The sequence below is a fragment of the Nocardioides dilutus genome, assembly GCF_054779555.1.
In genome coordinates this window covers 742727-759793 of the sequence record NZ_BAAGYA010000002.1, presented here as the reverse complement: position 1 = coordinate 759793, position 17067 = coordinate 742727, and the positions used below count along the sequence as shown (strand labels likewise).

At 71.1% G+C, this 17067-nt stretch carries 19 protein-coding genes; 6 read left to right on the top strand and 13 right to left on the bottom strand.

The window, feature by feature from the left end:
- Window positions 1-35: 35 nt before the first annotated feature.
- On the bottom strand, window positions 36-1523 hold the full coding sequence (locus ACYVC6_RS13340; protein ID WP_460714818.1) for an LCP family protein: 1488 nt from the start codon (window positions 1521-1523) through the stop codon (window positions 36-38).
- A gap of 90 nt (window positions 1524-1613) precedes the next feature.
- A complete protein-coding gene (locus ACYVC6_RS13335) occupies window positions 1614-2969 on the bottom strand; it encodes a wax ester/triacylglycerol synthase family O-acyltransferase (RefSeq protein ID WP_460714816.1) in 1356 nt (451 codons plus the stop codon).
- 142 nt (window positions 2970-3111) lie between these two features.
- Between ACYVC6_RS13335 and ACYVC6_RS13330 the strand changes: the two genes are divergently transcribed.
- The gene (locus ACYVC6_RS13330) at window positions 3112-4299 is read left to right on the top strand and encodes an LCP family protein (protein WP_460714814.1); all 1188 of its coding nucleotides are present in this window, start codon (window positions 3112-3114) and stop codon (window positions 4297-4299) included.
- A complete protein-coding gene (locus ACYVC6_RS13325) occupies window positions 4296-5162 on the top strand; it encodes a crotonase/enoyl-CoA hydratase family protein (protein WP_460714812.1) in 867 nt (288 codons plus the stop codon). Before ACYVC6_RS13330 ends, ACYVC6_RS13325 begins: the two co-directional genes overlap by 4 nt.
- Before the next feature lie 16 nt (window positions 5163-5178).
- Here the strand turns inward: ACYVC6_RS13325 and ACYVC6_RS13320 are convergent, their stop codons facing one another.
- Window positions 5179-5718, bottom strand: a complete 540-nt coding sequence (locus ACYVC6_RS13320; protein WP_460714810.1) for a GNAT family N-acetyltransferase — start codon at window positions 5716-5718, stop codon at window positions 5179-5181.
- 106 nt (window positions 5719-5824) lie between these two features.
- Between ACYVC6_RS13320 and ACYVC6_RS13315 the strand changes: the two genes are divergently transcribed.
- Window positions 5825-6046 carry a YgaP family membrane protein gene (locus tag ACYVC6_RS13315; protein ID WP_460714808.1) on the top strand — a complete coding sequence of 74 codons (222 nt, stop codon included), beginning with the start codon at window positions 5825-5827 and terminating at the stop codon, window positions 6044-6046.
- Here ACYVC6_RS13315 and ACYVC6_RS13310 read toward each other — a convergent pair.
- The 5 genes from ACYVC6_RS13310 to ACYVC6_RS13290 all read right to left on the bottom strand — a co-directional run bounded on the left by ACYVC6_RS13310 (window position 6039) and on the right by ACYVC6_RS13290 (window position 11079).
- Window positions 6039-7217 (bottom strand): acyl-CoA dehydrogenase family protein, encoded by a 1179-nt coding sequence (locus ACYVC6_RS13310; protein ID WP_460715338.1) that lies wholly within the window; start codon window positions 7215-7217, stop codon window positions 6039-6041. The genes ACYVC6_RS13315 and ACYVC6_RS13310 overlap by 8 nt on opposite strands.
- Before the next feature lie 34 nt (window positions 7218-7251).
- Window positions 7252-8139 carry a hypothetical protein gene (locus ACYVC6_RS13305; protein ID WP_460714806.1) on the bottom strand — a complete coding sequence of 296 codons (888 nt, stop codon included), beginning with the start codon at window positions 8137-8139 and terminating at the stop codon, window positions 7252-7254.
- An 86-nt stretch (window positions 8140-8225) separates the two neighbouring features.
- On the bottom strand, window positions 8226-9374 hold the full coding sequence (locus tag ACYVC6_RS13300) for a heparan-alpha-glucosaminide N-acetyltransferase domain-containing protein (protein WP_460714804.1): 1149 nt from the start codon (window positions 9372-9374) through the stop codon (window positions 8226-8228).
- A gap of 11 nt (window positions 9375-9385) precedes the next feature.
- Window positions 9386-9907: a 5-(carboxyamino)imidazole ribonucleotide mutase gene (gene purE, locus ACYVC6_RS13295; RefSeq protein ID WP_460714802.1), complete on the bottom strand. Its 522-nt coding sequence runs from the start codon at window positions 9905-9907 to the stop codon at window positions 9386-9388.
- 2 nt (window positions 9908-9909) lie between these two features.
- Entirely contained in the window at window positions 9910-11079 is a 1170-nt protein-coding gene (locus tag ACYVC6_RS13290; protein WP_460714800.1) for a 5-(carboxyamino)imidazole ribonucleotide synthase, read from the bottom strand.
- Between the two features lie 46 nt (window positions 11080-11125).
- Between ACYVC6_RS13290 and ACYVC6_RS13285 the strand changes: the two genes are divergently transcribed.
- Entirely contained in the window at window positions 11126-11872 is a 747-nt protein-coding gene (locus ACYVC6_RS13285) for an N-acetyltransferase (protein ID WP_460714798.1), read from the top strand.
- On the opposite strand, the gene ACYVC6_RS13280 is transcribed toward ACYVC6_RS13285, so the two are convergent.
- From ACYVC6_RS13280 to ACYVC6_RS13260, 5 genes are all read right to left on the bottom strand, one after another.
- Window positions 11869-12561 carry a VOC family protein gene (locus ACYVC6_RS13280; RefSeq protein ID WP_460715337.1) on the bottom strand — a complete coding sequence of 231 codons (693 nt, stop codon included), beginning with the start codon at window positions 12559-12561 and terminating at the stop codon, window positions 11869-11871. The two genes, ACYVC6_RS13285 and ACYVC6_RS13280, sit on opposite strands and share 4 nt — an antisense overlap.
- A 47-nt stretch (window positions 12562-12608) precedes the next feature.
- Complete coding sequence (locus ACYVC6_RS13275; RefSeq protein ID WP_460714796.1) at window positions 12609-12761, bottom strand: hypothetical protein; 153 nt, start codon at window positions 12759-12761, stop codon at window positions 12609-12611.
- 89 nt (window positions 12762-12850) lie between these two features.
- The gene (locus ACYVC6_RS13270) at window positions 12851-13870 is read right to left on the bottom strand and encodes an adenylate/guanylate cyclase domain-containing protein (protein WP_460714794.1); all 1020 of its coding nucleotides are present in this window, start codon (window positions 13868-13870) and stop codon (window positions 12851-12853) included.
- On the bottom strand, window positions 13863-14366 hold the full coding sequence (locus ACYVC6_RS13265) for a PH domain-containing protein (RefSeq protein WP_460714792.1): 504 nt from the start codon (window positions 14364-14366) through the stop codon (window positions 13863-13865). The genes ACYVC6_RS13270 and ACYVC6_RS13265 overlap by 8 nt, the downstream gene beginning before the upstream one ends.
- Before the next feature lie 24 nt (window positions 14367-14390).
- Entirely contained in the window at window positions 14391-15218 is an 828-nt protein-coding gene (locus tag ACYVC6_RS13260; protein WP_460714790.1) for a biotin--[acetyl-CoA-carboxylase] ligase, read from the bottom strand.
- On the opposite strand from ACYVC6_RS13260, the gene ACYVC6_RS13255 reads away from it, so the two are divergent.
- Together ACYVC6_RS13255 and ACYVC6_RS13250 are read left to right on the top strand one after the other, a co-directional pair.
- Window positions 15217-16845, top strand: a complete 1629-nt coding sequence (locus ACYVC6_RS13255; protein ID WP_460714788.1) for an acyl-CoA carboxylase subunit beta — start codon at window positions 15217-15219, stop codon at window positions 16843-16845. The genes ACYVC6_RS13260 and ACYVC6_RS13255 overlap by 2 nt on opposite strands.
- Window positions 16842-17063, top strand: coding sequence for an acyl-CoA carboxylase subunit epsilon (locus ACYVC6_RS13250; protein WP_460714786.1), 222 nt, complete (start codon window positions 16842-16844; stop codon window positions 17061-17063). Before ACYVC6_RS13255 ends, ACYVC6_RS13250 begins: the two co-directional genes overlap by 4 nt.
- Window positions 17064-17067: the final 4 nt, after the last annotated feature.

The following is a 17067-nucleotide window of genomic DNA, read 5'->3' as shown; positions in this document are numbered from 1 at the left end:
CCTATGCCCGCCCACCCCCCGGGGTCAGGAGGCGCTCAGCACGCCGCGGCGACGTCCTCGGTGTCGTTGGCGGCATACCCCTGGCTGAGGGAGCCCACCGAGCCCCCGGTGACCGCGGGCGGCGGCTTGGGCTTGTCCTTCTTCTTCTCGGCCTTGCCCGGCGCGGACTCGTCCAACTTGTCGTCCGCCTCGAAGTCGCCCTCGGAACGGTCGACGGCCTCCTGGACCTTGTCTTGGATCAACGCGATGTCAGGGTCCCCGGTGTTGACCAGGGGCGGCACCAGCGACAGCGTGGAGACCGGCTGGCCCTTGGCCTCGAGCGCGAGGTCGACGAACTGGCCGACCTCGCCGGCCGGGATGTTGGTGGACACCATGTCCGAGCTGGCCTTCGCGATCCTCGAGAAGTTGCGCAGCATCGTCTGCGGGCTGATCTGCTGGAGCATTGCGGTCATCACGCACTTCTGGCGCGCCATCCGGGAGTAGTCGTCGGATCCCTGGCGGGCCCGGGCGAACCACTGCGTCTCGAAGCCGGTCAGCTTGCGGCGGCCGGGCTGGACGTAGTTGACGTCGCTGCCGATGCCGACCGGGATCGGCTCACGCACGTTGAGCGTCACGCCGCCGACCGCGTCGACCAGCTCGCGGAAGCCGCGGAGGTTGACCATCGCCCAGTAGTTGATCTCCAGGCCGGTGATGCCCTCGACGGCCATGATCGTGGCGTCGACGCCGGGGTTCTTGCTCCCCCGGAACAGCTCGGTGTTGTCGCCGGCCCAGGTGCTGACGCCGTTGAGCATGCACTCCTCGCCGCAGTCGAAGCCGTCGGGGAACTGCTCCTCCATGACCGACCCCGGCGCGAAGGGGAAGTTGGTCATGTTGCGCGGCAGCGAGATGAGCACGGTCTTGCCGTTCTCCTCGTCGATGCTGGCGACGGTGATGGAGTCCGGGCGCAGGCCCCAGCGGTCGGCGCCGCTGTCGCCGCCCAGGAGGAGCACGTTGTAGCGGCCGTGCGTGGCGTCGCTCGCCTCGCCGTCGCCGAACATCGCCTGGACCATTTCGCGCTGCGCGCCGACCAGGTGGGAGCCGAAGAGCAGCGCGCTGGCGACGAACAGGCACAGGGCGCCGTTGACGCCGATCGCGGCGCGCCGGTGCTGCATCGACAGGGACAACGGCTGACCGATCCGCCACGCGTCCACCAGCAGGAACGCCCAGCCGACCGCCCCCAGGACCAGCCCGACCCGCAGGACGAGCAGCAGCCGGGTGTCGAAGACCAGGTCGAAGAGGAACTGGCGGCGGACCAGCGAGGCCAGGAGCACCAATGCCCCGATCGCGAGTACGCCGATCCAGATGCGCATCGCGGCGCGACCGACCCGCCGGTCACCCGCGACGAGCTGCGCCGAGCCGGGCACCACGAGGGTCATGACCATCAGCGCGAGTGCCCGCCGGAAGCGCACGCGACCGGCGCGGACGGCCGTCGCGCTGGGAACCCTGCCGTGCGGGGCGGGGCCGGGAGAGGTGGGGGAAGGCACCTGGTCTCCGATGGTCTGGGATCGAGCTGTGACCGCCAGTATCACCAGTCACACCCGTCACATGCCCGCGCGACGCGCCGGAGATGGCGCTCAGGCTGCCATCAGGACCAGCCGTCGCAGCTCGTCGCGGAACGCCTCGACGAGACGCTCGGGGTGGGCCACCGTGTCGACATCGGTCTTGAAGCCGACATGGACGTTGCCGTCGTAGGTGAAGATGCAGGTCCCGAGGGTCTGGTTGCCGGACTCGGGTGCCCAACCCAGCATCGACACGACGCGGTTGCCGGCGATGTAGCGCGGCTGTCGCGGCCCCGGGACGTTGGTGGTGACCCCACTCGCCTTGTCGGCGAAGAAGTCGACCAGGTAGCGCTCCACGTCACGCCCCGTGCGCCCGATGCCGCGGATCATCCCGAAGGTCAGCACCGCCTCCGGGGAGTCCTTGATCGCGTCCATGCGCCGTTTGGTCTCGGCGAGCCGAGCGAACGGCGTGTCCAGCCCGGAGGGCAGGCTGAGCAGCACCAGGGCGAACTTGTTGCCGAGCTCGCTCGGCGGCAGCTCGTCGCCGCGGAGATTGACCGGCACCATCGTCGGCAGGTCCACCGACTCTCCGTCGTGCTCCTGGAGGTACGTCGCCACGGCGCCCGCCAGCGCGGCGACCAGGACGTCGTTGACCGTCGTACCCGTCCGGTGCCCGACCTCGGCGACCTCCGCGAGGGGGAAGGGTGGGGCCCACACCGCGCGCTTGCGTGGGCCTGCCGTGCCGGTGAGCGAGACTTCCGGCCGGTGGCTCAAGGTCAGCTTGGCGGCGACCGACGCCGTCTGCTGGGCCACGGTGAGGGCGTCCTGGACCACGTGCGGTGAGACCAGCCGAGGCAGGTCGAGCAGCGCGCCGCCGGCCGCCTCGGCCGCGTGCAGGGCCGCGTCCAGCGGACCGTGGTGGCCCGCGTGGGCCTCGACGGCTGCGTGCACAGCCGGCGACGGCTCGGGCTCGGGGTCGGTCAGGGACAGCAGCACCTGCAACAGTGCGATCCCGTCGGCGAGCGCATGGTGGAGACGTGTGTAGACCGCTGACCCCTCGCCGTAGCTGTCGATCAGGTGCAGCTCCCACAGCGGTCGGTCGCGCGGCAGCTGCCGACCCAGGTGGCTGTTGACGTAGTCCTGCAGCGCGGCGTCGTCACCATCACCACCGAGGGTCACCCGCCGGACCTGGCGGGAGATATCGAAGGCCTCGTCGTCCTCCCAGTGCGGCGGCACAAGTGGCAGCCGCGAGAACACCGGCCGCTGGCGGAAGACGGGGAATCGGTCGAGGACCCGCGTGGTGTAGGTCGCCAGGAGGCGGTCCCAGTCCATCGGGTCCGCGAAGGTCATCAGGCTCTCGATGACCATCAGGTTGTTGGGCCGGTCCATGTTGAGCCAGATGGTGTCGACGGGGTCGATGGGCCTGCGCACGAGCGTCTCCTCAACTTGAGCAGTCGCTTCACCCTCCGCCGCCCCGGAGGAGCCGGCACAGAGGCTAAGGACCCGGCCTCAGGTCACCTCCGGCCCCGACATGCCGACAGCGGGCGCCCGCCCACCCGGTAGGTTCACCGCCATGGCTGGGGACGGGCCCGAGTACGGCTGGCTGTACGGCGGGAAGGGCGAGCGACCCGACGACCCGAGCGAACCGCCCCCTGACGCGACCCGGATGATGCCGACCCAACCGCGGCCGGGGTCGACCACTGGCACCGCGGCCGGGCCCACCACCCCCAACCGCCGGACCCGGCCCACCCCGCCACCAGTCGCACCGCCGGTCGGCCCGCACTCTGGCTCCGCTGGTGGCCGGGGCTTGCGGCGCCCGCGGTTCCGGATCCGCTACGTCTTCCTGCTCTTGCTGGCCTGGGTCGTGTTCCTGGTCGCCGTGCCGATCCTCGCCTGGACCAGCGTCGACAAGGTCGAGTTCGAGCCCGACGGCGAGCGACCCTCGGACCAGCCGGGCACGACCTACCTGCTGGTCGGCACCGACTCCCGCGAGGAGCTGACCAAGGAGGAGCGCCAGGAGCTCAACACCGGCAACCCCGGCGGCAGCCGCACCGACACGATCATGCTGCTGCACACCGGCGCGGGCCCCAACCTGTTGCTCTCGCTCCCTCGCGACTCGATCGTCGACATCCCTGGTTACGGGGAGAACAAGATCAACGCCGCCTATGCGTTCGGCGGCGCCCCGCTGCTCGTCGAGACGATCGAGAGCGAGACCGACATCAGGATCGACCACTACGTCGAGATCGGCATGGGCGGCGTGGCCGGCATCGTCGACGCGGTCGGCGGCATCGAGGTCTGCCCGAAGCGCAACATGGTCGACAAGCTCGCCGGTCTCAGGATCAAGAAGGGTTGCCAGGAGGTCGACGGCGCCACCGCCCTGGGCTACGCGAGGTCCCGGCACACGTCCGGCATCGGTGACATCGACCGGGTACGCCGCCAGCGCGAGGTGGTCGCCGCCGTCGGCAAGGCCGTGCTGTCGCCGTGGACGGTCGTCAACCCGGTCCGCTGGTGGCGGCTCAACCACGAGATCCCGGGCTTCTTCAAGTTCGGCGAGGGCATGGGCCCGACCCGGGCCGGCATGTGGGCGACCGCGATGACCCGGGTGGACGGCGACGCCGGGCTCACCTGCGTCGTGCCGCTCCAGGACCTGGCGGTCAACTGGCACCCCGAGCTCGCCCCCCAGATGTTCCAGCGGATCATCGACGACGACACGGAGTCGATCGACAAGAAGCTGTGCTCGCCCACCGGAGGCATCCAGTGACCTACGAGACCCTGGTCTGCGACGTCGACGACGCCGGGGTGGCGATCCTGACCCTGAACCGTCCCGAGCAGCTCAACGCCTTCGACCTGACGATGGCCCGTGAGCTCCGGGAGTTCTTCTCCACCGACGCCCGCGACGACGCGATCAAGTCGGTGGTCGTCACCGGGGCCGGACGGGCGTTCTGCGCCGGCATGGACCTCTCGGCCGAGGGCAACGTCTTCGGGCTCGACGAGTCCGTGCGGCCGACGCCCGAGGAGCTGCGCCAGCACCTCCAGGACGCTCCCTACCAGGACGGCGTCCGCGACACCGGGGGCAAGGTGACCCTGGCGATCCACGCGCTGCCCAAGCCGGTGATCGCCGCGATCAACGGGCCCGCGGTCGGGATCGGCGCCACGATGACGCTGGCCATGGACCTGCGCCTGGCCTCGACCGCGGCCCGCATCGGCTTCGTCTTCGGGCGGCTCGGCATCGTCCCCGAGGCGGCCTCCTCCTGGTTCCTGCCCCGCATCGTCGGCATCCAGCAGGCGCTCGAGTGGGTCTACTCCGCCGAGATCCTCGACGCCCAGGCCGCCCTGGCGGGACGGCTGCTTCGCTCCGTGCACGAGCCCGACGACCTCCTGCCCGCGGCGGTGGGGCTGGCGCGCTCGTTCGTGGTCGACCGGTCGCCTGTAGCGCTGGGCCTGGCCAAGCAGATGCTCTATCGCAACAGCGCCGCGGCGGAGCCCCTCGAGGCGCACCTCTCGGACTCGCTGGCGATGTTCTGGACCTCGCTCGGCGACGGCAAGGAGGGCGTGGCCGCCTTCCGGGAGAAGCGGAGCCCGCGGTTCACCGGCAAGGCCTCCGACCTGCCCCGGATCTACTGACCCGCCTGCGGATCCGCTATCGGCCCAGCGCGACGTAGTCCACGGGTGGCAGCTCCACGGCCACGTCGAGCCGGCCGATCCCGGCCGGCGCCGTGGTGGTCTCGCCCAGGCGGCGCAGCATCGCCAGCGACGCCGGGTTGTCAGCGGCGACCGCAGTGACGATCCGGCTGACTCCCACGGGGCGCTCCTGCATCAGCTCGGCGAGCAGGGCGCTGGCGACTCCGTGCCCCTGCCAGTCGTCGAGCACGGTGACCGCGAGGTCCGCCTCGGTCGGTCGGTCGGCGTACCTGATCATCCTGGCCACCCCCACAGGCGTGCCCACGTTGTCCTCGTCGAGCACGACCAGGGCCAGCGCCACGTGGTCGATGCCGTCCACCTCGTCGACCAGGTGGTCGAGCATCGTGTCGGTCAGGTGCGGGACGCTGGAGAGGAAGCGGTGGTTGCGCGACTCCAGGGAGAGGCTCTCGTAGCCCTCACGGATCGCCTCGCGGTCCTGCGGCCGCAGGGGCAGGATGACGGCGAGGGTGCCGTCGGCCAGCTCCACCTCAGTGAACATCGAGCGCCACCCTCGCCGACGACCCTGCCCGCCGCATCCCCCTAGGGGGTTCTGGTAGCGTGGCCTATATCCCCCCAGGGGGTTCCCGTCCCGCCAGGAGTCCGTCATGCCTGCCATGCCTTCACTGAACCTCGACCGCGCCGTTCTCGGCTTCGCCGGCGTCATGATCCTGATCAGCGCCATCCTGGCGAGCCTGGTTTCGGCGTGGTGGCTGTTGCTCACCGCCTTCGTCGGGCTCAACCTGCTGCAGTCGAGCGTCACCGGCTTCTGCCCCGCCGCCCTGGTCTTCAAGCGGTTCGGGGTCAAGGACGGCTGCGCCTTCAGCTGAGCTGGCTCTGCACCCCGGCCAGCAGCTGGCGCGCCATCACGATCCGCTGCACCTGGTTGGTGCCCTCGTAGATCTGGGTGATCTTGGCGTCGCGCATCATCCGCTCGACCGGGTAGTCCCGGGTGTAGCCGTAGCCACCCAGCACCTGGACCGCGTCAGTCGTGACCTGCATGGCGACGTCGGAGGCGAAGCACTTCGCGGCGGCACCGAAGAACGTCAGGTCCGGGTCGTCGCGCTCGGAGCGCCCGGCGGCGGCGTAGGTCAGCTGACGAGCCGCCTCGACCTTCATGCCCATCTCGGCGAGCGTGAACTGCAGCCCCTGGAAGTCGGCGATCGGCTTGCCGAACTGCTGGCGCTCCTTCGCGTAGCCAAGAGCGAAGTCCAGCGCTCCCTGGGCGACGCCCACCGCCTGGGCCGCGATCGTGACGCGGGTGTGGTCGAGGGTCCGCATCGCGGTCTCAAAGCCGGTGCCCTCGGCGCCGATCATCCGCTCGGCGGGGATCCGCACGTTGTCGAGATAGACCTCCCGGGTCGGTGAGCCCTTGATGCCGAGCTTCTTCTCCGGCGCCCCGAAGCTGACGCCCGCGTCGGACTTCTCGACCACGAACGCCGAGATGGCCCCGGCCCGCTTCCGGGGGTCGGCCATGTCCTCGGCGGACCCGGTCACCGCCATGACCGTGTAGAACTCAGAGACGCCGGCGTTGGTGATCCACCGCTTCACGCCGTTGAGGACGAAGTGGTCGCCGTCGCGCACCGCCCGGGTGGTCATCGCGGCGGCGTCGGAGCCGGCCTCCGGCTCGGACAGGCAGTAGGAGAAGCCGCCGTCGCCCCGGGCGAGCGCCCCCAGGTAGTGCTTCTTGAGCTCCTCCGAACCGGCGAGCTGGACGGGCAACGAGCCGAGCTTGTTGACCGCGGGGATCAGCGACGACGACACGCAGACCCGGGCCACCTCCTCGATCACCAGGACCGTCGCCAGCGCGTCGGCACCGGCTCCGCCGTACTCCTCGGGGACGTGCGGTGCGTGGAAGTCGGCCTGCAGCAGCGCGGCCGCGGCCTCGTCGGGGTAGCGCGCCTGCTCGTCGACATCGGCGGCGTACGGCGCGACCTTGGCCTCGCAGACGGCCCGCACGGCCGCCCGGATCTCGCGGTGCTCGTCGGAGAGCGCGAACATGGGGCTGTCGAGGGCCTCGGTCACGGCCCCGATTCTAGGACGTCCTAGTAGGTGGCCGGACCACCTTGACCGTGACGTTCCTGACGGTCTTGTCGACGAACTTGCTGCCGAGATAGGTCAGGGTCACCCGGTGCTTGCCGGCCGCGAGCTTCGGCAGCCTCAGCTTGACTCGGCCGTCCACCAGCTCCCCCACGGCCAGGTTCCGGGCACCCAGGGCGGCGATCACCTGGCCGGGCGCACTCGCGCCGGTCTGGGTCAGCACCGTGACCAGCACCTTGGCCCGCTTCGTCGTCTTGACCGGCTTCTTGAGGAGCTTGCGGGTCATGGTGGCCGACTGCTTGACGACGTCGATGGTCCCGATGACCCCGAGGTCGCCGTCGCCCCACTCGCAGTCCACGGAGAAGAGCGGCGCACCGGCCCCGTCGGCCAGGTCGAGGGTGAAGGCCTCGGGCAGCTCCAGCGGGAGGTCGTCGGCCCAGAACTTCGGCGTGAACTCGGCGTTGGTGCCCGTCATCGGCACGTCGAGCGGGTCGGCGACCGGCAGTGCCTCGGTCGCCGAGGCGATGGCGATCGGGACCGCCTTGTCACCGAGTAGCGGCCCGAGGGCATCGACCTCCGCCCGGATGGCGTTGGTGTGGCCGACCAGGTAGGCGGTGGTGAGGTCGTCGAGATGCAGGGTCGCCACCACGTTCCACAGTCCGGCCGCGACCGGCACCGCCACGGGCAGCTCAACGGGCAGGTTGGACACGTTCACCGTGAGCGGCACGTCGACGTCACCGAGCTCCGGGAAGGTGCACAGGTAGGTCGTGGTGGCCGGCGCCGCCGAGGCCGGAGCCGGCGCCGTGAGGACCGGCATGCCGGCGGCGGCGACCACGATGGCGGTGGCGGCCACGAGGCGCTGCGGGGTGCGACGTGCGGACACCATTCGACGGTAGGTCGACCCAGGAGGTCCTCGTGGCCGAACCGGGCAGATTCATCCGTCCGGGTCACCAGGGGCCATCCGGATGGCTAACGCCGGGCGAACCCACTGACCCTGGCCACCACCCACTCCAGCGGGCCGCGCCGCCGGGCGGCGACGAACACGGCGCCGACCGCGAGCAGCACCAGCACGTGCCAGCGGAAGCTGTCCGGTTCCTCGGCGGGCCAGAACCGGTCGGTCCTCATCAGCACGTGCAGCGTGTAGAGGGTCAGGGTCATCGCCCCGGCCCCGAAGAAGACCGCGAGCGCGCGCTCCCCGAAGCGACCCGCGAGACCGGCCAGGCCCAGGCAGCAGCCGAGGACGAACGCCGCCGAGCCCATGGTCTGCAGCAGGTCGAAGGGCGTGGTGCTGTGCGGCGCCACCACGAGCAGCCACGCCCACGAGCCGTCGGCGGGAGTCTGGCCGTACATCCCCTCGGAGATCTGGTCCAGCAGGTCCTCGATGCCCCGGCTCGGGCGGTCCGCGAGCAGTCTCGCCGACACCGGATCGGCAGTGGTCAGCCACCGCGAGACCGTGGTCGCGGCGACGGCGGTCGCCAGCCCGGCACCAGCGAGCCAGACCTGGACTCGTCGGCTGCGCAGGTGGGCGCGCCCGAGCGCGAGGCCGAGCAGCACGTAGGCGAGCCACGGCACCACCGGGTAGTAGCCGGTGAACAGCAGCTCGCCCAGCATCCGCCCCGGGTCGGACAGCTGCTCGAACGACGGGCTGCCGAACCGGCGCTCGGGCAGGTGCGGCCGGACCAGCTGGGAGACGACCGGGCCGAGGACCGCCCACCCGCCGGCGAGGAGGAGCAGGGGCCGGGTCCGGAGGCCGAGGAAGGGCAGTCCCAGCAGGAACAGCAGGCCGTAGTAGGTGAGGATCACGGCGATCCCGTGGTCGAGCCCGCCGAGTGCCAGGCCCAACAGGGCGATCAGGGCGGCCCGTACCGCCAGGCCGAGACCGATCCTCGTCCGCTCCCGGCCGCGCGCCGGCGTACGCCGCCCGCTCATCAGCGCCATGCTCACCCCGGCGAGCACCGCGAAGAGCGCGGACGCCCGGCCGCCGGCCAGCCACTGGGCGGTGGTCAGGCTGCCGTCGGCGTCCCGCTCGGCGAGGACATGCGTGGCCACCATGCCCAGGAGGGCGAGACAGCGGGCGACGTCGACCCCGACCAGCCGGTCGGCCCGCGCGCCGGTCACGACGCGTGCCGTCAGAAGCCCAGCCTGCGTGCTCCCGACGACACCTGTCGGACCGACTCGCCCTTGGCCTCGGCAGACTCCCGCAGCTCGGCCTGGAAGGCGGTCATCCGCTCACGCAGGGCCGGGTCGGACCCGGCGAGGATGCGGACGGCGAGCAGACCCGCGTTGCGGGCGTTGCCGACGCCGACCGTGGCGACCGGCACGCCGGCGGGCATCTGCACGATCGAGAGCAGCGAGTCCATGCCGTCGAGGTGCTTGAGCGGGACGGGGACGCCGATCACGGGCAGTGGGGTGACCGACGCGAGCATGCCGGGGAGATGGGCGGCTCCCCCGGCGCCGGCGACGATCACCTCGAGCCCGCGGCCGGCCGCGTCCTTGCCATAGGCCAGCATCTGCTCGGGCATCCGGTGGGCCGAGACCACGTCGGCCTCGTAGGCCACGCCGAACTCGGCCAGCGCCTTCGCAGCCTCCTCCATCACCGGCCAGTCGGAGTCGCTGCCCATGACGATGCCGACGCGTGCCTGCTCTGTCATCACTACTCGCTCTCGTTGCCGAGTTCGCCGCAGAACCAGGCGGCTGCGTGCCGGGCCCGCTCCAGGCAGTCCTCGAGGTCGTCACCGTAGGCGTTGACGTGGCCGACCTTGCGGCCGGGGCGCAGCTCCTTGCCGTAGAGGTGCACCCGCAGGTGCGGGTCGCGGGCCAGGGCGTGCGGGTAGCCGTCGTAGAGCCGCCCGACCCCGGCCCCGTCCTCGGCCGGCCCCCCGAGGATGTTGACCATCACCGTCCACCGCGCCCGCGGCGCCGGCGAGCCGAGCGGCAGGTCGAGCACCGCTCGCAGGTGGTTCTCGAACTGGCTCGTCACCGCGCCGTCCTGCGTCCAGTGACCCGTGTTGTGCGGGCGCATCGCCAGCTCGTTGACCAGGATCCGGCCGTCCGTGGTCTCGAACATCTCCACCGCCAGGACGCCGGTCACGTCGAGCTCCTTGGCGATGGTCAGCGCGATCTGCTGGGCCTGGGTGGCCAGCTCGGGCGCCAGGTCGGGTGCCGGTGCGACGACCTCGGTGCAGATGCCGTCGACCTGGGTGCTGGCCACGACCGGGTAGGCCGCCGCCTGGCCGCTCGGGCTGCGCGCCGCCAGCGCCGAGAGCTCGCGGCGGAAGTCGATGCGCTCCTCGGCCAGGATGCGCACGCCGGTCTCCGCGGCGATGGCGAACGCCTCGGCGCACTCCCCGGCGTTGTCGACGAACCACACGCCCTTGCCGTCGTAGCCGCCCCTGACGGTCTTGAGGACGCAGGGGAAGCCGAACACCTCCACCTCGTCGACGCTCGTCACGACCGCGTTGCGCGGGCACGGCACGTCGAGCTCGGCCAGCCGGGCGCGCATCACCGCCTTGTCCTGGGCGTGCACCAGGGCCTCGGGACCGGGCCGGGTGGCGACGCCGTCGTCCTGCAGGGCGTGCAGGTGCTCGGTCGGGACGTGCTCGTGGTCGAAGGTCACCACGTGCGCGCCACTGGTGACCTTCCGCAACATCTCCAGGTCGCGGTAGTCGCCCACCAGCGTGTCCGGGATGACCTGGGCGGCGGAGACACCCTCGGCCTCGGCGAGCAGCCGCAGGGGGATGCCGAGAGCCGCGGCCGGCTCGGCCAGCATCCGGGCGAGCTGGCCGCCACCGATCACGGCGACGACGGGCGCGAGGTCAGGCACAGGAAAACAGTAGTGACCGGCGCTCCTCCGGCAGCAGGATGTCCGGGTGGAGCTGACGATCTCGGTCCTGGCCGACCGCCCCGACCTCGCCGAGGCCATGTGGGCCATGGAGAACACCTGGCCGGAGTTCATGCGCCACGACCCGATCGGCGGGCTGTACTACAGCAACGTCGAGGGTCGGTTCGCCGACCACGTCCTCATCGCCCAGGACGCGGCCGGAGGGGTCGTGGCGCTGGCGTTCTCGGTCCCGTTCGTGCTCGGCGGCTCCGAGCTTCCCGTCAATGGCTGGGACGGCGCCATCCGCAGCGGGCTGCTGGCGCGCATCCACGGCGAGGAGCCGGACGCGATCTCCGCGGTCGAGATCGCGGTCCGGGCCGACCTGCAGGGCCACGGCCTCTCCAGCCGGATGCTCGTGGCGATGCGCGACAACGCCGCGCGGCTCGGGTTCGCCGAGCTCGTCGCCCCGGTCCGCCCGAACCGGAAGACCGACGTCCACGAGCCGATGTCGTCGTACGCCTTCCGGGTCCGCGCGGACGGCCTGCCCGTCGACCCGTGGCTGCGCGTCCACGTCCGCGCGGGGGGCGTGATCGACCGGGTGGCCCCGCGCTCGCTGGTCGTGCCCGGGACGCTCGAGGAGTGGCGCGAGTGGACCGGCCTGCCGTTCGACACGACCGGCCCGGTCGAGGTGCCCAAGGCCCTGGCCCCGGTGTGGTGCGACGTCGAGCACGGCACCGCGACCTACGTAGAGCCGAACGTCTGGATCCGGCACCGCACTCTTCGCGCGCCGTCCTAGCGCGTCTCCCCCACCAAGAACTCGTTGCCGTCGGGATCGGCGAGCTCGACCCTGCCGTTCCGATCCCCGATCCTGGTGGCCTTGAGCGACGCCAGTCGCGCCACCTCCCCCTCGAGGTCGTCGGCGACGAGGTCGAACCGCTGCCGGTTCCTGCCGTGCTTCGGGGCGACGGGCGGTCCGCCCCACGAGATCTTGGTGCCGCCCAGGGGCGACTGGACCGCTGTCTCCTCGTTCTCGTCCCAGACGAGCGGCCAACCGAGCGCCTCAGTCCAGAACAGCCCGACGTCCCTGGTCCCGTCGCACGAGACCTCCCCGAGCAGGCCACAGCCGGCCAGGAAGCCGTTGCCGGCCTCGATCACGCAGAACTCGTTGCCGCCGGGGTCGGCGAGTACGACGTGTTCCTCCTCCGGGAGCTGGCCGACGTCGACGTGCCGCCCACCGAGGCTCAGGGCGGTCTCGACGGTCCGCTGCTGGTCCTGGGGGCCGGCGCTGGTCAGGTGGAGGTGCATCCGGTCGGTTCCGGACCTCTCCGTGGGGCCAGCGACGAACCGCAGGCCCATCTGCGTGCCGTCACCTGGCAGCAAGGCCCCGCCGGGCTCGTCGACCACCTCGCGACCGAGCAGGGCGGCCCAGAACGCCGCCGGCTCAGACGGGTCATGAACGTCGAAGGTCACTGCCACGAGTCGCATCGTCACTCGGCGACGCTAAGCCCAGAGTCGCAGGATCCGCACCCGGGTCAGGCCGCCTGGCCGACCGTGCCCGGCACCGACGGAGGCACGCACGCGCACGTGTCGCTGCAGGCGAGGTAGGTGTGCGCGCCGTGTCCGCAGCGCGGGCACGGCAGATCGTGCGAGAGGTGGACCGTGTTGGTCTGGGGCGTGTCCCACATCTCCGTGGCTCCTGTTCGTGGGTTCTCTTGCATGGACCACGAATAGGAGCGCGCAGATACGACAGACCTTGCAGCTTTTTCGCGTCGAGCTAGTGCCGGCGCACCGCGACCGGCTCGATGACCCCGAAGCCGCGCACCGGGCGGGCCGGCAGGGCGCGGGTTTCGAACTGGTCGTCGGGCAGCAGCTCGGCGGTGCGCGAGTCGATGATGATCCGGTTGCGGCGCGCGACGCCGGTGAGGCGCGAGGCCATGTTTACCGGCGGGCCGAAGACGTCACCGAGCCGCATGACCACCGACCCGGAGGCCAGGCCGACCCGGATGTCCGGCATCCGGGTGTCACGCCCGACGACGGTGATGATCCCCTCGGCCGTGTCGTAGGCCTGGATGGCGTCGTCGTTGACGAACAGGACCGAGTCACCGATCGACTTGATGACCCTGCCGCGGTGGGCGGCGACGACGTCGGCGCAGCGGGCCTCGAACAGCTCGACCAGGTCGCCGATCCGCTCCTCGGAGAGCTCGTTGGACAGCGCGGTGAAACTGACGATGTCGGCGAACCCCACGGTCAGCTCGGTGGTGTGCAGGTCCTCCTCGCGGGCACCGAGTGCCGCGGTGCGAGCCACCGCGGCCGCGAGGTGACGCCGCCAGACGTAGACCAGCAGGGTCTCGAACGGGGCGCCGATGGCCTCGATCATCCGCATCGCCACCTCGGCGCGGCTCTCGGCAACGTCCTGGCCGGCGCTGCGCTGCTCGCGCTCGAGCTCCTCGACCCGGTGGATGAGTGCCGAGACCTCCCAGTCCGAGAGCCGCGCCATCGTCTGGCCGACCGCCCGGGTGAGGTTGACGGCCAGGTCGAAGTCCAGCATCCCGCTGTCGACCAGGTTGATCAGCGTCGAGAGGGCACCGACGTCGCCCTTGGTGAAGGCCACCGCACTGCCGTGCTCGGGGAAGCCGAGCGCACGCCAGAGCCGTTGGGCCTGCTCGATCGTGGCCCCGGTCTCGGCGGCGACGTCGAGCGCGGTGAAGACCGGCTCCTCGCCCAGGACCGCACGCTCGAAGTCCTCTCCGGGCGATCCGCCGGCCGCGGGAGGGGGGCCGGGTGGCTCAGACACCTTCGTCGCGCGCGTCCTCGGACTGGATCTCGTGCAGCAGGTCGCTGAGGTCGCGCTGGACCTTCTCGATGCGCGGGATGTCGGGAAGGGCGACCTGGCCGTGGGTGCTCGCGTCGCTGATGATGAGCGTGCCGCAGCCGAGCAGCCGGTCGATGAGGTCCTTCTCGTAGGCCACGTCGCTGATCCGGGCCAGCGGGATGTCGTGGCCGCGGCGGGTGATGACCCCGTGGCGGGTGATCAGCCGGCGGGTGGTGATCGCGTATGTCGCGGTCAGCCAGATCAGGAACGGCCGGAGCACGAACCAGACGATGCCGACGGCGACGATGATCCAGACGACCAGGCTGACGACGCGCTCGTCGATCTGGGTCTGGACGAAGACCCCGACGGCGAGCAGCACCACGAGCGCCAGGATCGGCAGGATGAGTGCCTTGGGGTGCGTGCGGGTGCTGATGACGATGGTCTCACCCGGGTTGAGCAGGTCCTTGTCGATGGCCACGGACGGATCATTGCACCGAAAACGTCACGCGTCGCGGACGTGTACGACATCTCCGGCGCCCACCGGCGTGGGCTCGCCGGGTCCGGCCGAGACCTGCAGGCGCCCGTTGGCGTCGATCCCGACCGCGCGACCGGTCAGCGTCTCCCCCGCCGGCAGCGCGACGCGCACGTCCCGGCCGAGGGTGGCACAAGACCCGGCGTACGCCGTCGCCAGCCGGGCCATCCCCTCGGCGCCGCCCTCCTGCCACGCGACATAGGAGTCCCACAGCGTGTCGAGCAGCAGGCCGAGCAGCTCCGTGCGGTCGGGGGCCTCCCGCTCCACAGCCTCCGCCTCCACAGCCAGGGACGTGGCCTCGGGCACCGGGAGCTCGTCGGCGGTCATGCCGACGTTCACCCCGATGCCGACGACGGCGGCCGCGCCGGACGGCGTCTCGACCCGCTCGACCAGGATCCCGGCGACCTTGCGCTCGCCCAGCAGGACGTCGTTGGGCCACTTGACCGTGGCGTCGAAGCCGGCCGCGCGCAGCGCCGTGCTCACGGCGTGACCGGCCAGGAGCGGCAGCCACGGCCACGACGCCGCAGGCACTGTCGGTCGCAGCAGGACCGAGAACGTGAGGGCCGATCGCGCCGGGGTCTCCCACGACCGGTCGAGGCGGCCGCGGCCCGCGGTCTGGTGCTCCGCGAGGATCACCAGACCCTCCGGGCCGCCGGCCCGGGCCCGGTCAGCGACCAGGGCGTTGGTCGAGCCGGCCTCCTCGACCACCTCCACCTGGTGGTCAGGCACGCGGGCGGCGTCGACGGGCAGTCGCTCTTCCGGACGCTGGGACGGGCGGGCGGAGTCGCTGGTGGTCATGGCCGTTAGTCTGCTCGCCGTGACCGCCCAGCCCGGTGAAGGCACCGATCTCCCCGCTGACATCGACACCCACACCACCGCCGGCAAGCTCGCCGACCTCGAGCGCCGCCTCGACGAGGCCGTGCACGCCGGGTCGGCGAAGGCCATCGAGAAGCAGCACGCCAAGGGCCGACAGACCGCCCGGGAACGCATCGAGCAGCTCTTCGACGAGGGCTCCTTCGTGGAGCTCGACGAGCTGGCTCGGCACCGCTCGACCGCGTTCGGGCTGCAGAAGAAGCGCCCCTACGGCGACGGCGTGGTCACCGGCTACGGCACGATCGACGGCCGCCAGGTCTGCGTGTTCTCCCAGGACTTCACGATCTTCGGCGGCTCGCTGGGCGAGGTCTACGGCGAGAAGATCACCAAGGTCATGGACCTGGCGATCAAGACGGGCTGCCCGATCATCGGCATCAACGAGGGTGCCGGCGCGCGGATCCAGGAAGGCGTCGTCTCGCTCGGGCTCTACGGCGAGATCTTCCGCCGCAACGTGCACGCCTCCGGCGTCATCCCGCAGATCAGCATGATCATGGGCTCCTGTGCCGGAGGCCACGTCTACTCCCCGGCGGTCACCGACTTCACGATCATGGTCGACGGCACCTCCAACATGTTCATCACCGGACCCGACGTCATCAAGACGGTCACCGGCGAGGACGTGACCATGGAGGAGCTCGGGGGTGCCCGCACCCACAACACCAAGTCCGGCAACGCCCACTACATGGGTTCGGACGAGGCCGACGCGATCGAGTACGTCAAGGCGCTGCTGTCCTACCTCCCGCAGAACAACCTCGACCACCACCACGTCTACGACGAGGAGGTGGACATGTCGTTCACCGACCTCGACCGAACACTCGACACGATCATCCCGGACTCGCCCAACCAGCCCTACGACATGCACGACGTGTTCACAGCCGTGCTGGACGACGAGGAGTTCCTCGAGGTCCAGGAGCTGTTCGCGCCCAACCTGATCATCGGGTTCGGCCGCGTCGAGGGGCACCCGGTCGGCATCGTCGCCAACCAGCCGATGCAGTTCGCCGGCACCCTCGACATCGACGCCTCCGAGAAGGCCGCGCGGTTCGTCCGCTTCTGCGACGCCTTCAACATCCCGGTGCTGACCTTCGTCGACGTGCCCGGCTTCTTGCCCGGCACCGACCAGGAGTGGAACGGCATCATCCGCCGCGGCGCCAAGCTGATCTACGCCTACTCCGAGGCGACCGTTCCCCTCGTCACGATCATCACGCGCAAGGCCTACGGCGGCGCCTACGACGTCATGGGGTCCAAGCACCTGGGCGCCGACATCAACCTGGCCTGGCCGACCGCGCAGATCGCGGTCATGGGCGCCCAAGGAGCAGTCAACATCCTCTACCGCGGCGAGCTGAAGTCAGCCGAGGACCCCGAGGCCCGGCGCGCCGAGCTGATCGACGACTACGACCAGGCACTGGCCAACCCCTACATCGCCGCCGAGCGCGGCTACATCGACGCGGTCATCAGCCCGCACGAGACACGGGTCGAGATCGTCCGCGCCCTGCGGCTGCTGCGCTCCAAGCGGGAGACGCTGCCCGCGAAGAAGCATGGAAACATCCCGCTGTGAGCAGTCCTGACGAGCAGGCACAGCCCTTCCTGCGAGTGGTCCGTGGCGACGCCACCGAGGAGGAGCTCGCGGCACTCGTGACCGTCCTCGCGTCGGTCGGCGGCCGCCCCGCTCCCGAGAAGCGGCCCGCTCCCGCCTGGGCCGCCCACCACCGCAAGGTCCGGGTCACCCTGCCGCACGGCCCGGGCGGCTGGCGCAGCAGCGCGCTCCCACGCTGAAGAC